The sequence below is a fragment of the Porphyrobacter sp. HT-58-2 genome (assembly GCF_002952215.1).
Classification (GTDB): Bacteria; Pseudomonadota; Alphaproteobacteria; order Sphingomonadales; family Sphingomonadaceae; genus Erythrobacter.
Genome location: NZ_CP022600.1, coordinates 2184714 through 2201692 on the forward strand (window position 1 = coordinate 2184714; position 16979 = coordinate 2201692).

Sequence of the window (16979 nt, forward strand, 5' to 3'; positions counted from 1 at the left end):
CGGACTGGTTAGCCTTGGTGCAACCTCATGCTGGAAGCACCATCCCTCCACGCGATCGCAGCCATGGCGGTGACCATCGCCATGTTCATCGGTTTTGCCCGGGGGCGCTACCCTGAAGAGATCATCTCGCTGGTGATCATCGCGGTGATCGGGGTGGGACTCTATTTCGCGCCGCTGGAAGGTAACAAGCCGACTGACGGACTGGCGCTGGCCTTTGGCGGGTTCGGCCATTCGGCACTCATCACGATTTGCGCGCTGATGATCATGGGGCGGGGGCTGGTGGTCACCGGCGCGCTCGAACCTTTCGCACGCCTTCTTGAAAATGTGTTTCGAATCAATGGGCAGCTGGGCCTTCTGGCAGCCTTGTTGTTGGCGTTCTTCCTGTCGATGTTCATCAACGACACGCCGGTGATGGTGCTGCTCATCCCGATTGTCGTGGCGATTGCAGCCAAGGGGTTGATGGCCTCGTCGAAGATCCTGATGCCGATCAATTGCGCGGTGCTGCTGGGCGGGATGGCAACCACGATCGGTACCTCGACCAATATTCTTGTCGTCACCATCGCCAACGACATCGGCATGCCGCCCATTGGGGTGTTCCAGTTCACGCCGATCGTGCTGATGGCCGGGCTGGCGGCGATCCCGTACCTGTTCTTCGTCATGCCGCGTCTGCTGCGCGATAACAGCGTGACCCCGGACAGCGCCCGGCGCATCTTCCATACCAGGCTGCGGGTCGGGGCGGGCAGTCTGCTGGCGGGCGGTGATCTCTCCACGCTTCAGGGCAAGCTGCCCGAAGGAATCACCTTCCACGATGCGCCCTCTGGCCCGTTTCAGCCAGACCACCGTCTGCACATCTCCGGCACCCACGAAGCCATCGAGGAAGCCGCCCGCGCCTTGAAGGGAGAACTGGCACCAAGCTGGGTGGTCGATCGCATCCGCCGCATTTCCAAATCGCAAGGGCAGGACATCGTCGCGGTGGAGATGACGGTGACGGCGGATTCGCGCCTTATCACCCGCACGCTCGCCAGTTCGGGAATTGCCGATCTTTACGGCGTGGCGGTGCTCGGGATCCACCGGCCCAACCGGGTGCTGGGCGAACGCGATACCTATAGCGAGGCAGGCGACCTCAGGATCCTCGAAGGCGATGTGCTGCTGGTCATGGGGATCGAGGAGGACTTGCAGGCCTTCGCCCGGAATGACGGGTTGCTGCGGCTCGAAGGTGCGCGCGAGCTGCCACGCCGTTCGAAGGCGGTGCTTGCGGGTGCGATCATGCTCGGCGCGATTGCAACCGCCTCTATCGGGCTGCCGTGGTTCGATGCGAGCGGCTTTGCACCAATCAAGCTGCCGATTGCGATTTCGGCGCTGGCGGGCGCCATCATCATGTTCGTGACCGGCTGCGTGAAGTTCGACCGTGTCGGGCGGGCGCTGTCAGCGAAGGTGATTGTGCTGATCGCTGCGAGCCTGGCCATCGGACGGGTGATCGATGAAAGCGGCGCGGCAGAATGGCTGGGGCAGGCGCTCTCGCTCGGGCTTGGCTATCTGCCGCCGGCGCTGGTGCTGTCGGCGATCATGCTGTTCGTGACGTTGCTGACGAATTTCGCTTCCAATGCAACTGCGGCGACCATCGGGACGCCTATCGCCTATAACATCGCGATCCAGTTGGGCCTTCCGCCCGAACCGCTGGTGCTGGCGGTGCTGTTCGGGTGCAACCTGTCATTTGCCACGCCCATCGCCTATCAGACCAACCTGCTGATCATGTCCGAAGGCGGATATGAATTCCGCGATTACGTGCGCGCCGGGGTGCCGCTGGTGGGTCTGATGGTCACAGTGCTCTCGGTGCTGCTGGTGGTGTGGTACGGCCTGTGACGACAAGGGGAGGTATGGTCATGATGAGGGCAATGATGCTGGCAAGCGCGGGGCTGCTGACGCTGGCGGCTGTACCGGCGCGGGCCGATGATCTGCGTGATGCGGTGGCGGCTGATCTGCCGGGGCTGGTTGCGCTCTATCAGGATTTGCACGCCAATCCCGAACTGTCCTTCCAGGAGGTGGAAACCGCTGCCAAGCTGGCTGCCCGCGCCCGCGCGCTGGGTTTCGAGGTCACCGAAGGCGTCGGCAAGACCGGTGTGGTTGCGGTGATGCGCAATGGCGATGGCCCCACGGTGATGCTGCGCGCGGACATGGACGGGCTGCCGGTGATCGAACAAACGGGACTGCCTTACGCCTCGAAGCGCCGGGCGGTGCCGGCGACGGGCATCGAGACCGGGGTGATGCACGCCTGCGGGCACGATACCCACATGGCTGCATGGGTGGGGACGGCACAATTGCTGGCCGAGCGGCGCGATCAGTGGTCTGGCACGCTGGTGATGATCCTTCAGCCCGCCGAAGAAATCGGCGAAGGTGCCAAGGCGATGCTGGACGATGGCCTCTTTACCCGCTTTCCCAAGCCCGACTACGTGCTCGCCTTCCATGATGCCGCACAGGCTCCTGCCGGTTTTATCGGCTATTCCAAGGGCTTCGCGCTTGCCAATGTCGATTCTGTCGATGTCGTGGTGCCCGGCGTGGGTGGGCATGGTGCCTATCCTCACACGACCAAGGATCCGATCGTGATCGCGTCCAGCATCGTGACGCGGCTGCAGACACTGGTGGCGCGCGAACTCGATCCGCAAGAGCCCGCCGTGGTGACTGTCGGCAGCTTCCAGGCCGGTTCCAAGCACAACATCATTCCCGACGAAGCCCGGCTCCAGATCACCGTGCGCAGCTATGCCGACGAGACCCGCCAGCACCTGCTTGACGGGATTGCCCGGATCGCGCGCGGCGAGGCGATCGCTGCGGGGATGCCTGAAGACAAGCTGCCGCGTGTCACGGTTTCCGATCCCTATACGCCTGCGACCTATAACACACCGGAATTCACTGATCGGGTGATGGAAGGGCTCAAGGGCCGTTTTGAAGGCCGGGTGTTCGAGACCAAGGCGGTGATGGGGGGCGAGGATTTCAGCCAGTTCTACCGCGCTGACCGCGAGAATGTCGAATCGCTGATCTTCTGGGTTGGCGGGGTGCGTGCATCCGAATGGGAAAAGGCGCAGAAGGGCGAGATCGAGTTGCCGTCCCTGCATTCGCCTTTCTGGGCCCCCGATGCGCCGGTGGTGATTGCGACGGCTACAGAGGCGCTCGCCGCTGCGACGCTGGATCTGATGAAGAAGAGTTGACGCGCTCGGGGATGGCGTAGCGGTAAGGCGGCAAACCCGCCCTCAAGCAGCGAAGCGGTAGAGCGGCAAACCCGCCCTCAAGCAGCGCAAGCGGTAGAGGCGGCAAACCCGCCCTCAAGCAGCGCAAGCGGTAGGGCGGCAAACCCGCCTCAAGCAGCGCAAGCGGTAGGGCGGCAAAGACTCAAAATTTGGCCGCCGGAGCGCGCCTTTGAGGGCGCATTCCGACGGCCGTTTCTCCTCCCCAGGAGAATTGTGGAACTGAAACAGTTTTACGAAGGGACGTAAGTGCCCAGGCGGTGGTGCAGGGCGTTGATCTTGGCCAGCTCTTCGCGGTCCTCGGTGTTGCGGGCATGGCTTTCGAGCGCGCGGCGCAGCAGCTTCATGTCGGCGGTCGAAAGCAGCGCACGGGCGCGGGCAGGTTCGGGGTTGGTGGTTTCGGTATCGCTCATCGTCACTCTCCTAGGGTGCTTGCCCGGCCAGCCTTAGGCGGCTTTGGGGGCGACCGGAAGGCTACAAAATGTAACCCTCCGGTCCTCTCCCCCAGACTATGCAGCCTCGAACTGGTTCATCGTGTTGTGGATGCCACCCGCTTTGAGTGCCGCTTCACCGGCGAAGTATTCCTTGTGGTCATCGCCAATGTCGGATCCCGACATGTTCTGGTGCTTCACGCAGGCGATGCCCTGGCGGATTTCCTCGCGCTGCACGCCCTTGACGTAGCCGAGCATGCCGGCCTCGCCGAAGTATTCGCGGGCGAGATTATCAGTGCTCAGCGCGGCGGTGTGGTAGGTCGGCAGGGTGATGAGGTGGTGGAAGATCCCGGCCCGCGCAGCAGCATCGCGCTGGAAGGTGCGGATTTTTTCGTCGGCTTCGTTCGACAGCTCGGTGCCGTCATAATCGACGCTCATCAGCTTCGCGCGGTCGTAGGCTGACACGTCCTTGCCCGCCGCTTCCCAGGCGTCGAACACCTGCTGGCGGAAGTTCAGCGTCCAGTTGAAGCTGGGCGAGTTGTTGTAGACCAGCTTGGCATTGGGAACGACTTCGCGGATGCGGTCGACCATGCCCGCGATCTGCTCGACGTGGGGCTTCTCGGTCTCGATCCACAGCAGGTCGGCGCCGTTCTGGAGCGAGGTGATGCAGTCGAGCACCACGCGGTCCTCACCGGTGCCGGGGCGGAACTGGTAGAGGTTCGAGGGCAGGCGCTTGGGCGCAAGCAGCTTGCCATCGCGGCTGATGAAGACCTGACCGTTGGTGATGTTGGCCGGATCGACTTCCTCGGCATCGAGGAAGCTGTTGTACTGGTCGCCCAGATCGCCCGGCTCCTTGGAGAAGGCAATCTGCTTGGTGAGGCCGGCGCCGAGCGAGTCGGTGCGCGCGACGATGATCCCGTCTTCCACGCCCATTTCGAGGAAGGCATGGCGGCAGGCGCGGATCTTCTGGAGGAAGTCCTCGTGCGGCACGGTGACCTTGCCGTCCTGGTGACCGCACTGCTTTTCGTCCGAGACCTGGTTTTCGATCTGCAGCGCACAGGCACCGGCTTCGATCATCTTCTTGGCGAGCAGGTAGGTCGCCTCGGCATTGCCGAAGCCAGCGTCGATATCGGCGATGATCGGAACCACGTGGGTTTCGTAATTGTCGATCGCGTTTTCAAGCCGCTTGACCTCGACCGCGTCACCGGCCTCGCGGGCCTTATCGAGCGCGCGGAACATCATGCCCAGTTCGCGGGCGTCGGCTTGCTTGAGGAAGGTGTAGAGTTCCTCGATCAGCGCCGGCACCGAAGTCTTCTCGTGCATCGACTGGTCGGGCAGCGGGCCGAATTCGCTGCGCAGCGCGGCGACCATCCAGCCCGAGAGGTAAAGGTAACGCTGCTTCGTGGTGCCGAAGTGCTTCTTGATCGCGATCAGCTTCTGCTGCGCGATGAAGCCGTGCCAGCAGCCCAGCGACTGGGTGTACTGCGCGGGGTCGGCGTCATAGGCTGCCATGTCGGCGCGCATGATCCCGGCGGTATACTTTGCGATGTCGAGACCGGTTCTGAAGCGGTTCTGGATCACCATGCGCGCGGCGCTTTCGGGATCGATCGCAGCCCAGCTCGGACCAGCGGCGGTAACGACATCGCGCATCCGGGTGATGGTGTTCTGGTAGGTCATGTGCTTCTCCTGTCCGTCCTGGGGAGTGGCCCGAGTCTGCCTGATCCCGCTTGGGAGACTCGCACCGCCTGGATGGGCAGTCTCTGGCGTGCTGCGGCGCACCATGACAGGGAAAGTTACAGAAAATCGTGTCGCTATCCCGACAATCGCCCGTGATCTTGTGTAAATCTGTCAATTAATTTACACAAGACATATGGCCGACACCAATCTCCTCGCAGGGCCCGCCCTGCGCCGCCTGCGCAAACGCGAAAGTCTCACACAGGCCGCGATGGCGAGCATCCTGGGCATCTCGCCTTCCTATCTCAATCTGATCGAGCGCAATCAGCGCCCCCTTTCGGCCCGAGTACTGGTGCAGGTGATCGAACGTTTCGATTTCGACCCGCGTTCCATACGGGAAGACGAGGCGATCGGTGGGCTCGACGGGATGGTGCGGCGCCTGTCCGACAAGCGTTTCGCTGATCTTGGGATCGACCGCGAGGAAGTGCAGGAGCTGCTCGCTGCCGCACCCCAGATCGCGGCAGCCTTCGCGCGCCTCTATGACACGGGCGGCGGTGAGCGCGTGATCCTTGAGGATACTTCGGCAGCAGTGCGCCGTGCGATCGAGCGGTGGCAGAACCATTTCGCCGATCTTGATCACGCCGCCGAGGATCTGGCCGATGAACTGCGCCTCTCCCGCGGGGAAATTAGCGCAGCTCTGTCCGAGCGACTGCGGGAAAAACACCAACTCCAAGTTCGCATTCTGCCCGCAGAAGTAATGCCGGGTCAGGTTCACCGGCTCGATCTGCATGCGCGGCAATTGCAGCTTTCCGAGATGCTTCCCGGTGCTGCCAGGCGCTTCCAGATCGCACGGCAGGTGGGAATGCTGGAAATGCGCGAAGGGATCGAGACTCTGGTTGCAGGGGCGAACCTGACAAGCAGCGAAGCCCGCAACGCCTTGAGAGAGCATATCGCCGATTACCTCGCGGGGGCGTTGCTGCTGCCCTATCGTCGGTTCCTGCGCGCCTGCGAGGCGACAGGATATGATCTGGCGGTGCTGCAACGCCGTTTTGCCGTGAGCTTCGATCAGGTCGCTGAGCGGTTGACGACCTTGGGCCGCGTGGGGGAGCGGGGATTGCCGTTCTTCACTGCCACCATCGACCGCGCCGGAAGGATGACCCATTTCACAGCCGGGGGCAGCGGAGCGCTCTACCCGCTTGAAGGCGCGCGTTGGCCGGCCTTCATCCCCTATGCCGCCTTCGAGCGCCCTGGCACAGTGCTGACACAGGCTGTGACCTTCGGCGAGGGTGAGGCGGTTCCGCGCCACTGGTTCATCATCACGCGAACCGTTGACGGCGACGGCGTGATGTGTGCCGGCCGACGTGCGGTGGCGCTTGGGATAGAAGCGCGCTTTGCCGGAGACCTGGCCCATGCTCGCGGCGTCTCGCTTGATCGCGATGATGCAGTGCCGCTCGGCGTACCGTGTGGGCGCTGTGGCCGAATTGAATGTCTGACCCCAGCACCGGCTCGGATCGCCAGCACTCTGCCCCGACCGCGCGCCTCATCATAACCGGCAGGTTAACCCTTACAACCCGCGGAAATTGAGGCTCGGCGAAGGGGTGTAAAGTTTACCGACACTTAAGGTCTCAGCCGTAAAAGCGGATGCTCTGCACCAGAGGCCGCCGCTACGATGATCCGATTGTTCAAGCACTACATTCCGCACGCTGTGCTGTTGCTTGGTCTGCTCGATCTGGCGCTCTTGGTCATGGCCAGCGAGATCGCCTGGCAATGGCGTGCGCATCAGATAGGTATGGATCCGGGTACTGTGAGCGGGCGCGGCCTTGCTCTGTTCGGCACGGCGATGGTGATCTGGCTGGCGATGATCGCTGTCGGGGTATACGGACCTTATGCCTTACGATCGCTGCGCTTTGCGGGCGCACGGGTGCTGGTGGCGATCAGCCTCGGGATCATTGCTCTGGCGGTGATCGATTTTGTCTTGCCCAGCGACCTGTTCTGGCGATCGACGCTGCTTTACACCATGGGCCTTGCGATCCTGGTGCTCGTGGCCGACCGGCTCCTGCTCAACTCCTTTCTCGGTTCCTCCGCTTTTCGCCGCCGGGTCATGGTGCTTGGTGCGGGTGACCGGGCGCAGCGCCTGCGCGAACTGGGCGACAAGCCTGAGTCAGGCTTTGCGATTGTCGCCTACATTGCGATGAGCGAGGACAACCGCATTGTCGAGGAAGCGATCCCGCGCTCGGCGATTCATGATCTGGGCCGGTTTGTCGAGAACCTCGGCGTGTCCGAAGTGGTGCTGGCACTGCAGGAACGTCGCAACGCCCTGCCGCTGAAGGACTTGTTGCGGATCAAGACCAAGGGCGTCCACGTCAATGATTTCTCCAGCTTCATCGAGCGCGAAACCGGCCGTGTCGATCTCGATACGGTCAATCCCAGCTGGCTGATCTTCTCCGATGGTTTTTCCAGTTCGCGGATGTTGTCGAGCGCGGTCAAGCGCATCTTCGACATTACCGCCAGCGTCATCCTGCTGACGTTGACTCTGCCGGTAATCGGCCTGTTCGCGCTCATCGTGAAGCTTGACAGTAAGGGGCCGGCCTTTTTCCGACAGAAGCGTGTGGGGCTGTACGGTGAGCCTTTCACTCTCATCAAACTGCGTTCGATGCGCACGGACGCCGAAAAGGACGGAGCCAAGTGGGCAGAGGAAAATGACCCGCGCGTCACTCGTGTCGGTCGTTTCATTCGCAAGGTGAGGATCGACGAACTGCCGCAGACCTGGAGCGTGCTGAAGGGGGAAATGAGCTTTGTCGGCCCACGCCCCGAGGTGCCGTCCTTTGTCGAAAGCCTGGAGGAGGAAATACCCTTCTATGGCGAGCGGCACATGGTGAAGCCCGGGATCACCGGATGGGCGCAGATCAACTATCCCTACGGCGCATCGGTCGAGGATAGCCGCTGCAAACTGGAATATGATCTGTACTACGCTAAAAATTACACGCCCTTCCTCGATTTCGTAATCCTGTTGCAGACCCTGCGCGTGGTCTTGTGGCCGGAGGGCGCGCGGTGAACGGGCTGGAGGCACCTTTGCAGCTGGTGGGTTTCATTGCCTGGCTGGTCGGCGCGGTGCTCAGCGCCGGAGCGATGGTGTGGATCTGGCAGAATGGCGAGCAGGCGCGGCCTGATCGCACGTCCTTGATGATCGCCGCCGGACTGAGTGCCTTGTGGTGTGCTATTTCGGCCGGGCTGGGGCCTGAGCACAATGCCGCGATCATCGCTGCAATGGGCCGCAATCTTGCTCTGATCGCGACGCTCTTCTGCCTGTTTGCCGCCGATGGCCGGACGGCGAGCCTCAAACCGGTGCGCCCGGTCATCGTCGCGCTGGTGCTGGTGCAGTTGTTGCAGCCCTTGCTTTTGCTGGTCGGTGCAAAGGGCAGTGGATCGGCGGGCATGGTGTTCGAGGCGCGGATGCTGATCGACATGCTGGTATCGATCGGTGTCCTGATGTTGCTCCACAATCTCTATGCTGGTGCAGCAAGCGGCCTGCGCCCGGTATTGCGCTGGACCGGGATCGGGCTGGCGGGGATCTTTGCCTATGATCTCAATCTCAGCACCGTGGCCTATCTGGGTCAGGAAATGCCCAGTGCGCTGCGCGACATGCGCGGATTGTTTGCTGGTGTCATGGCAGGTCTGTTCGCGCTTGGCATGAGCGCCGCCGGACCGCGAGTGCAGTTCAGTCCTTCGCGTGCGGTGACTTTCCGCACGCTGTCCCTGCTTCTGATCGGTGGCTATCTGGCTGGTATGGTGCTGGTGACCAAGTCGCTGGCGCTGATCGGCGGCGACATCGCCCGGGCGTCTCAGGTGGTGTTTGTCGTGATCGCCGTTGTCGCTGCCGCCATCGCGCTGCCATCGCCGCGGATGCGGGCCTGGCTGCGGGTCATGGCAACCAAGCATCTGTTCCAGCACCGTTATGACTACCGGCAGGAATGGATGCGTTTTACGCGGACCATCGGCCACGGCGGCACCGGCAGCGCAAGCCTCGAGGAACGCGTCGTAAAGGCACTGGCCGACATTACCGAGAGCCCGGCAGGGCTGTTGCTGATGCCTAATGAGCAGGCTCAGCTCGAACTGACCGCGCGCTGGAACTGGCCGACGCTTGCGGTGCCTGCCGTTGCCGCGGATTTCGCGCTTTCGGGTCTGCTTGAACAGCATAACCTGATCCTCGCGCTAGATGAGGCGCGCGCCGGGATCGACCATCATGGCGAAGCACGCGAAGTGCCTGACTGGCTATGCGAGGCCGATGATGCCTGGGCGCTGGTGCCGCTGATCCACTTTGACCGGCTTGTAGGGGTGATCGTTCTGGCCCGACCACTCCATCCGCGCCAGCTCGATTGGGAGGATTTCGATCTGCTGCGCGTCACCGGTCAGCAATTGGCGAGCTATCTGGCAGAACAGGCCGGGCAGCAGGCGCTGATGGACGCCAGCCGTTTCGATGAATTCAACCGTCGCATGGCGTTTGTCATGCATGACATCAAGAATCTCGTCAGTCAGCTGTCGCTGCTGGCGGCCAATGCCGAAAAGCATGCCGACAACCCCGCCTTCCGCGCCGATATGCTGGTGACCTTGCGCAACTCGGCCGACAAGCTTTCGGCCTTGCTGGCGCGGCTTGGGCGGTATGGTTCGGGGCAGGTCAATGCCATTGCTCCGATCGCGCTGGTGGATCTTGCGCGTACGATCGTTGATCGCTTCGAGGGCGTTCATCTGGTGGCCTTGACCCGCGATACGCCGGTCAGCGTCATGGGCAACCGTGAGGCTTTGGAACAGGCCCTTATCCATCTCGTCCAAAATGCGATTGACGCCAGCGAGGCGGGAATGCCCGTGTTTCTCGATGTTACCGCGGATGCCCTGCATGGTGCGATCGATGTGGTGGATTCGGGGAAAGGCATGAGCCCCGAATTCGTGCGAAGCGGGCTGTTCAAGCCTTTTGTCTCGTCCAAATCCGGCGGATTCGGGATCGGAGCCTTCGAAGCGCGCGAACTGGTCAAGGCGATGGGCGGGCGGATTGCCGTCGAGAGTCGCGAAGGACTCGGCACGCGCTTTTCGATCGTCCTGCCCCAAGCCAATGCCGCCCGACTGTTCGGAGCGCAGGAGAACGACCAGCTCGATCAACAGCCACGGCATCAGGAGGCCTCGTGATGGCGGACAAGAAACCCGTACTGCTGGTGATCGAGGATGATCCGGGCCTGCAGGCGCAGCTCAAGTGGGCCTACGACGATTTCGAGGTTGTAATCGCGGGCGATCGTGACAGCGCGATTGCAGCGTTACGTTCGGAAGCACCTGGGGTCGTGACGCTTGATCTCGGCCTGCCGCCCGATCCCGATGGCACCACCGAAGGCTTTGCCGTGCTTGATGCAATCATGGCGCTTAAGCCAGATACCAAGGTGATCGTCGCCAGCGGCCACGGTGCGCGGGAAAGCGCGCTCGCGGCGATCGCGCGCGGGGCCTATGATTTCTACCAGAAGCCGATCGACATTGACGCGCTCGGCCTGATTGTGCGCCGCGCCTTCAATCTGCGGACTATCGAGGAGGAGAACCGTCGTCTGCTCGCCTCCAGCAGTGCCGATAAGACGGTGCTTGGTCGCATGGTCACGGGCGCACCGGAAATGGTCAAGGTGGCACGCACGATTGAACGCGTGGCGCGCACCAACGTGTCAGTGATGCTGCTGGGCGCGAGCGGGACAGGCAAGGAGCTGCTTGCGCGGGGGCTGCATGATGCGAGCGACCGGGCCAGCGGCCCGTTTGTTGCGATCAACTGCGCGGCAATCCCTGAAAACCTTCTGGAAAGCGAGCTGTTTGGTCACGAAAAGGGCGCCTTTACCGGAGCAGTCAAGACCACTGAGGGCAAGATCGAAAGTGCCAACGGCGGGACGCTGTTCCTTGACGAGGTGGGCGATATTCCGCTGCCGCTTCAGGTCAAGCTGCTGCGCTTTCTGCAGGAACGCACGATCGAACGCGTTGGCGGGCGCCGAGCGATCCCGGTCGACGTGCGAATTGTCTGCGCGACCCATCAGGATCTTGAAGGCATGATCCAGCAGGGCCTGTTCCGGGAGGATCTGTTCTACCGCCTTGCCGAAATCGTGGTCCGTATACCGGGACTGGCCGAAAGGTTCGGCGATCCGGTGCTGCTGGCCAAGGTGTTCCTCAAGCGGTTCGCCGCCGAGATGAATCCTGCCGTTACCGGCTTTGCCCCCGACGCCTTGGCCGCGATCGATGCGCATGATTGGCCCGGCAATGTCCGCGAGCTGGAAAACCGGGTGAAGCGAGCGGTCATCATGGCTGACGGCAAATTGGTGGGTGCCGAAGACCTCGATTTCGGCAAGGGTGAAGACGAGGATGCCGACGTCCTCAATCTCAAAGCCGCGCGCGAGGCTGCCGATCGCCGGGTGATCCGCCATGCGCTCGCCCGTAGCGAAGGCAATATCTCCAGCACCGCCAAGCTGCTCGGGATCAGCCGTCCGACGCTGTACGACCTGCTCAAGCAGTATGACCTGCAGACCTAGTCTCCTGACGATCTTTGCCGCGCTGGCACTGGTTCTGGCGGGCTGTTCGGAACCGGCGGGAGAGACCACGTCCAGTCAGACAGCGGCCCGCAATCCTGCCTATGCCAAACTGATGGCCGAAGCCGATGCGGCTTTGGGGCGCGGCGCTTTGGAGGAGGCGGGGCAATCGCTTGATGCAGCTCGCGAACTGGCACCGGATGATCCTCGCCTATGGGTTGCCATTGCACGCCTGCGATTTCGCGGGGTGAGCAACTGACCGCGCTTGAGGCGGCGGATCGCGCGCTTGCGCTGGGGCCGCGGCATGGCCCGGCGCTGCTGATGCGCGCGCTGATGGTCCGCGATGTGCATGGCGCGTCGGATTCTTTACCCTGGTTCAAGGCCGCGATTGCCGCGGATCCCGAAAATGCCGACGCGCTGGCGGAATATGCGGCGACGCTTGGTGATGGCGGGCAGGCTCAGGCAATGCTCGAGGCGGTGCGCGCCTTGGCCGAGGCTGCTCCAGATGATCCCCGAGTTTTCTATCTTCAGGCAGTTCTGGCTGCGCGCGGCGGCGAATTTGCTCTGGCGCGCAGCCTGCTCGCCCGAAGCGGCATGGCCGCCCGCGGGATCCCTGCGGCTATGCAGCTTGATGCTGTCATCAATCTTGCTGAGGGAAACGCCGATAGCGCCGCCACCACATTGGAGACGCTAGTAGCACGCCAGCCTGCCAATGCGCGATTGCGCGATTTGCTGGCGCGGGCTCTGTTCGATGCCGGACGTCCGCAGGCAGTGGTGCAAAAATTCGCTGAGCAGGCGCAGCTACCCGAAGCCTCGCCCTATCTCGTCATGCTTGTGGCACGGGCTCACGAGCGGCTTGGTGATCGCGCAGAGGCTGCGCCTCTGCTTGTACGGGCCTATGGCGGCAGCACCGGCGCACCCGTGGTGCTGGCCCTGCGCGAGAATCTGCCTGCGCCGAGTGCCACCGCGCGCGCTGCCGGATTGGCCGGGAACTGGAGCGCGGCATGGTCTGGCGTTGATGCGTTGACGGCGCGGTTTCCCGCCTCTGCCGATGTTGCGGTTCTGACAGGGGACGTGGCCTTGGCCGACGGTGACCCCCGCGGCGCGCTGGAGGCCTATGCTCGTGCCGCGCTGGTCAAGCGGCCTTGGCCTTTGGCGCGCAAGGCGGCTTGGGCCTATGTGCAGGCGGGCGATCCTGAGGCGGCCAAGGTTCTGCTTGCGCGTCATGTTGCAGGAGAGCCCGATGCAGCCAGTGCGCTTGTGGCCTTGGCCCGGCGTCAGGCCGAGGGTGGTGCTTGGAGCCGGGCAGCGCTGCTGCTCGATCATGCGATAGCGCGCGAGGCGGGACATGATCCTTCGCTGCTCGCGCTGCGCCTGCGGGCGGCGCGCGAAACCGGAGATAAGGCGGGCGAACGTCGATTTGCCGCAATGCTGGCAGAGGTTCAGCCCCGCCCGCTCACGGTGCGCTGACGTCTTTCGCTATCGACAAACCGGAAGGGTCAGGGCAGGGCGCCGTGCCGATGGCCAAGCCCTTTGCCCTGCCGCGTCTGCCGTTTCTGACCGATCCAATGATCGCCGTGTTGCTAGCAGCCACGGCTCTTGCGCTTGTGCTGCCCGCGACGGGAGAGGCGCGCGGAATTGCCGGGCTGGTTTCGAACATCGGGATCTTCGTGCTGTTCCTCGTCAACGGGATGCGCATTCGCCGGTCCGAGATTGCACGGGGCCTGACCAACTGGCGCTATTTCGGGCCGCTGATGCTGTTCGTTTTCGGAGGCATGGCACTGACAGGCCTCGGTTTTGCGAGCCTTGCAGAGCATATGCTGCCGCCGCTCGTCGCGCTCGGTTTCATTTATCTTGGCTGCCTGCCTTCCACGGTGCAATCGGCAACCTCCTATACCAGCCTTGCCAACGGCAATGTCGCCCTCGCTGTGGTGGGCGCCGCGTTGATCAATATCGCGGGCGTATTCGTCAGTGCACCGCTATTCGCGGCTTTGGGCGGGAGCGCGGCGGGGGAGATCGGTAGCGAAGCGATCATTCGCATCGGCCTCATTCTCATTCTGCCTTTCGTCGTCGGGCAGGCGGTGCAGGATCGGGTAATCGACCGCGTGGCCAAGCACCGTTCGCGGATTGCCTGGCTTGATCGGGCGGTGATCGGAATTGCAGTCTATGTCGCTTTCTCGGGCGCGGTGGAGCAGGGGCTTGCGACAATGTTCGCGCCGGGCGATTGGGCGGTGCTCGCAGGCCTGGTGCTAGCGATGCTGGCGCTCGCCTTGGGGGCAGCTTGGGGCGTCAGCGCTGTCATGGGATTGCCACGGTCTGACCGCATCGCGTTTCTCTTCGCCGGGTCACAGAAAAGCGTGGCCATCGGCGCTCCGCTGGCCGCGATCCTGTTTCCGCCTTCCAGTGCGGGCTTCGTGATCGCGCCGCTGCTGCTCTACCACCTTGCGCAATTGGTGCTGGCCGCGCCGCTGGCGCTGAGGCTCGCAAGGAACGTCTAGGCCTTGGGCTGATAGGTCTGGTCCGCTGTGGGGAAGCTGCGGGCGCGCACTTCTTCCGCATAGCGGGCCACGGTGCGGTCAATCACGCCGGCGATGTCCTCGTAACGCTTCACGAAGCGCGGCACGCGTTCGAACATGCCGAGCATGTCTTCGGTCACCAGCACCTGCCCGTCGCACTGGGCCGAGGCGCCGATGCCGATGGTGGGGCAGGCCACAGCCTTGGTCGCCGCGATGGCGATGGGTTCAACCACGCCTTCGATGACGATCGCGAAAGCCCCCGCCTCGTCCAGCGCCTTTGCGTCTGAGACGATCTTCTCCGCCTCGGCATCCGAACGCCCGCGTGCGCCATAGCCGCCAAGCACGTTCACCGCCTGCGGGGTAAGGCCGACATGGCCCATCACCGGAATGCCGCGCTGGGAAAGGAAGGCAACGGTCGGCGCCATCGCCGCCCCACCTTCAAGCTTCACCGCCGCAGCGCCGGTCTGCTTGAGCAGATAGGCCGCGCTTTCGAAGGCCTGTTCGGGCGAGGCCTCATAGCTGCCGAAAGGCATGTCAACCACCACCACCGAATGGTAGGAGCCGCGCACCACCGCCGCGCCGTGATTGGCCATCATCTCCAGCGTCACCGGCACGGTCGAAGGCAAGCCGTAGATCACCTGCCCGAGCGAGTCCCCCACCAGCAGCAGGTCGCAATGCGCATCGAGCAACTGCGCCTGCCGCGCCGTGTAGGCGGTGAGCATCACCAAAGGCTCGCCCGTCACCCCGTCGGTCTTGCGGGCGCGGATCGCGGGCACAGTCAGCCGCTTCATTGGCGCCGGGGTCGGGTTGGCGCGACTGGTGGAGGTGTCGAGCTGGAAGGTCGTGGACATGGGCCGGGGTGTAGCGCCTGTGCGCTTCGGGGGAAAGCCCGCGCTTTGGCGCTTGTTTTGCGAGCCTGTTGCGCTAGCGTTGGACAGTGATGATTGCGCCGGGGATTGTCGCGCGATCAATGGGAGACCAATTCCAGATGTTTCTTGATCGGGTAAAGCCGCTCGATGCGATCCTCGCAACAGCGGAAAAGAAATCGCTGCATCGCTCGCTTGGAGCGGTGCAGCTGACCTTGTTCGGCATCGGCTGCATCATCGGCACTGGCATCTTCGTGCTGACGTCTGCCGGGGCGCAGAAGGCCGGGCCGGGATTGATGCTGGCCTTCATCATCGCCGGACTTGTCTGTATCGTGGCTGCGCTCTGCTATGCTGAGATTGCTGCAATGGTGCCGGTGGCAGGCTCTGCCTATACCTATACCTATGCTACAATGGGCGAGTTGCTTGCCTGGACTGTGGGCTGGGCGCTGGTGCTCGAATATGCGATCGCGGCTTCAGCCGTTTCGGTCGGTTGGTCGGGCTATTTCGCAGGGACGATCCTCAACGAGTTTTTCGGGCTCAGTCTGCCAGCCTGGCTCAGCGCCGGGCCGCTGGCGCTCGGCGGGTCGGAAGGCGGACTGATCAACTTGCCCGCCCTCGTCATTGCCTTGCTGGTCACGTGGCTGCTGATGATCGGCACCACTGAAAGCGCGCGGGTCAATGCCGTGCTGGTGGCGATCAAGATCACTGCGCTGACTGCCTTCATCGGCCTCACCCTGACGAGCGCCTATTTCGATCCCGACAAGTTCAATCCTTTTCTGCCGGCCGGGATTTTCGGCGGCTTCGGCAGCGGGGTGGGCGCAGTTGGCGCGGCGGCGACGATTTTCTTTGCCTACGTGGGCTTTGACGCGGTCTCGACCGCGGCGGAAGAGACCAAGAACCCGCAGCGCAACGTGCCTATCGGTCTGGTCGGGTCGCTGCTGATCTGCACGATCTTCTACATCCTCGTGGCGGCAGGCGCGATCGGGACCATCGGCGGGCAGCCGATCATGGGGCCGAACGGCATGCCTTTCCCCGCGGGGTCGGAAGAACTTGCTCGTCAGTGCCTGATGCCTGAACACCGCGATGCGCTGGTGTGTTCGAACGAGGCGCTGGCCCATGTGTTGCGCCAGATCGGCTTTTCCGGCATCGGCAATGTGCTGGGCATCGCGGCGTTCCTTGCGCTGCCTTCGGTGATCCTGATCCTGTTGTTCGGTCAGACCCGCATCTTCTTCGTGATGGCGCGCGACGGGCTGTTCCCGGAGAAGCTCGCCGAGGTGCATCCCAAGTGGAAGACGCCCTATATCGTGACCGGTCTGACCGGCCTGCTGGTCGCGGTCGCCGCGGCCTTCCTTCCGGTGGGGCAGCTGGCCGATATCGCCAATGCCGGGACGCTTTACGCTTTCTTCATGGTGGCTATCGCTGTGATGCTGCTGCGCAAGCAGGCTCCTGATCGCGAGCGTCCCTTTACGGTGCCGGCGCTGTGGCTGGTCGGGCCGCTCACGATTGGCGGTTGCCTTTTCCTGTTCCTCAATCTGCCGACTGAGGCGATGCTGGTGCTGCCGGGCTGGACCATCATCGGCTTTATCATCTACTTCGCCTATAGCCGCCGCAGCAGCCATCTTGGCCGCGGTGTTGTGGTCGTGGTTGACGACATCGAGGGTGAGGAAAAGATGGTGCCGATCGACACCTCGGAGAATTGATCGGGCGAGGT

13 protein-coding genes are annotated in these 16979 nt (G+C 63.1%); 10 read left to right on the top strand and 3 right to left on the bottom strand.

The features are described 5' to 3' along the window. Nucleotides 1-27 precede the first annotated feature (27 nt). Together CHX26_RS10280 and CHX26_RS10285 are read left to right on the top strand one after the other, a co-directional pair. A complete protein-coding gene (locus CHX26_RS10280) occupies nt 28-1863 on the top strand; it encodes an SLC13 family permease (protein WP_172449785.1) in 1836 nt (611 codons plus the stop codon). A gap of 20 nt (nt 1864-1883) precedes the next feature. After that, nucleotides 1884-3203, top strand: coding sequence for an amidohydrolase (locus CHX26_RS10285; RefSeq protein WP_199797826.1), 1320 nt, complete (start codon nt 1884-1886; stop codon nt 3201-3203). A gap of 269 nt (nt 3204-3472) precedes the next feature. Here the strand turns inward: CHX26_RS10285 and CHX26_RS10290 are convergent, their stop codons facing one another. Together CHX26_RS10290 and CHX26_RS10295 are read right to left on the bottom strand one after the other, a co-directional pair. Then, nucleotides 3473-3652: a hypothetical protein gene (locus CHX26_RS10290; protein ID WP_086607411.1), complete on the bottom strand. Its 180-nt coding sequence runs from the start codon at nt 3650-3652 to the stop codon at nt 3473-3475. Nucleotides 3653-3748: 96 nt separating this feature from the next. Further along, the gene (locus tag CHX26_RS10295; RefSeq protein ID WP_104942281.1) at nt 3749-5347 is read right to left on the bottom strand and encodes an isocitrate lyase; all 1599 of its coding nucleotides are present in this window, start codon (nt 5345-5347) and stop codon (nt 3749-3751) included. Between the two features lie 193 nt (nt 5348-5540). On the opposite strand from CHX26_RS10295, the gene CHX26_RS10300 reads away from it, so the two are divergent. The 7 genes from CHX26_RS10300 (at nt 5541) to CHX26_RS10325 (ending at nt 14384) form a co-directional block, all read left to right on the top strand. Next, nucleotides 5541-6893, top strand: coding sequence for a helix-turn-helix domain-containing protein (locus tag CHX26_RS10300; RefSeq protein WP_104942282.1), 1353 nt, complete (start codon nt 5541-5543; stop codon nt 6891-6893). 120 nt (nt 6894-7013) lie between these two features. After that, nucleotides 7014-8399, top strand: coding sequence for a TIGR03013 family XrtA/PEP-CTERM system glycosyltransferase (locus tag CHX26_RS10305; RefSeq protein WP_104942283.1), 1386 nt, complete (start codon nt 7014-7016; stop codon nt 8397-8399). Beyond that, complete coding sequence (prsK, locus tag CHX26_RS10310; RefSeq protein WP_104942284.1) at nt 8378-10525, top strand: XrtA/PEP-CTERM system histidine kinase PrsK; 2148 nt, start codon at nt 8378-8380, stop codon at nt 10523-10525. Before CHX26_RS10305 ends, prsK begins: the two co-directional genes overlap by 22 nt. After that, entirely contained in the window at nt 10525-11889 is a 1365-nt protein-coding gene (gene prsR, locus CHX26_RS10315) for a PEP-CTERM-box response regulator transcription factor (protein ID WP_104942285.1), read from the top strand. Before prsK ends, prsR begins: the two co-directional genes overlap by 1 nt. Further along, nucleotides 11873-12145, top strand: a complete 273-nt coding sequence (locus CHX26_RS15715; RefSeq protein ID WP_146107717.1) for a hypothetical protein — start codon at nt 11873-11875, stop codon at nt 12143-12145. Before prsR ends, CHX26_RS15715 begins: the two co-directional genes overlap by 17 nt. Next, entirely contained in the window at nt 12100-13356 is a 1257-nt protein-coding gene (locus CHX26_RS10320; protein ID WP_104942286.1) for a tetratricopeptide repeat protein, read from the top strand. The genes CHX26_RS15715 and CHX26_RS10320 overlap by 46 nt, the downstream gene beginning before the upstream one ends. Before the next feature lie 50 nt (nt 13357-13406). After that, nucleotides 13407-14384 carry a bile acid:sodium symporter family protein gene (locus CHX26_RS10325; RefSeq protein ID WP_104942287.1) on the top strand — a complete coding sequence of 326 codons (978 nt, stop codon included), beginning with the start codon at nt 13407-13409 and terminating at the stop codon, nt 14382-14384. Here the strand turns inward: CHX26_RS10325 and panB are convergent. Continuing rightward, nucleotides 14381-15253 (bottom strand): 3-methyl-2-oxobutanoate hydroxymethyltransferase, encoded by an 873-nt coding sequence (panB, locus tag CHX26_RS10330; RefSeq protein ID WP_104942288.1) that lies wholly within the window; start codon nt 15251-15253, stop codon nt 14381-14383. The genes CHX26_RS10325 and panB overlap by 4 nt on opposite strands. A 137-nt stretch (nt 15254-15390) precedes the next feature. Between panB and CHX26_RS10335 the strand changes: the two genes are divergently transcribed. After that, nucleotides 15391-16968 carry an amino acid permease gene (locus CHX26_RS10335; RefSeq protein WP_104943377.1) on the top strand — a complete coding sequence of 526 codons (1578 nt, stop codon included), beginning with the start codon at nt 15391-15393 and terminating at the stop codon, nt 16966-16968. The last annotated feature ends 11 nt before the right edge of the window (nt 16969-16979 follow it).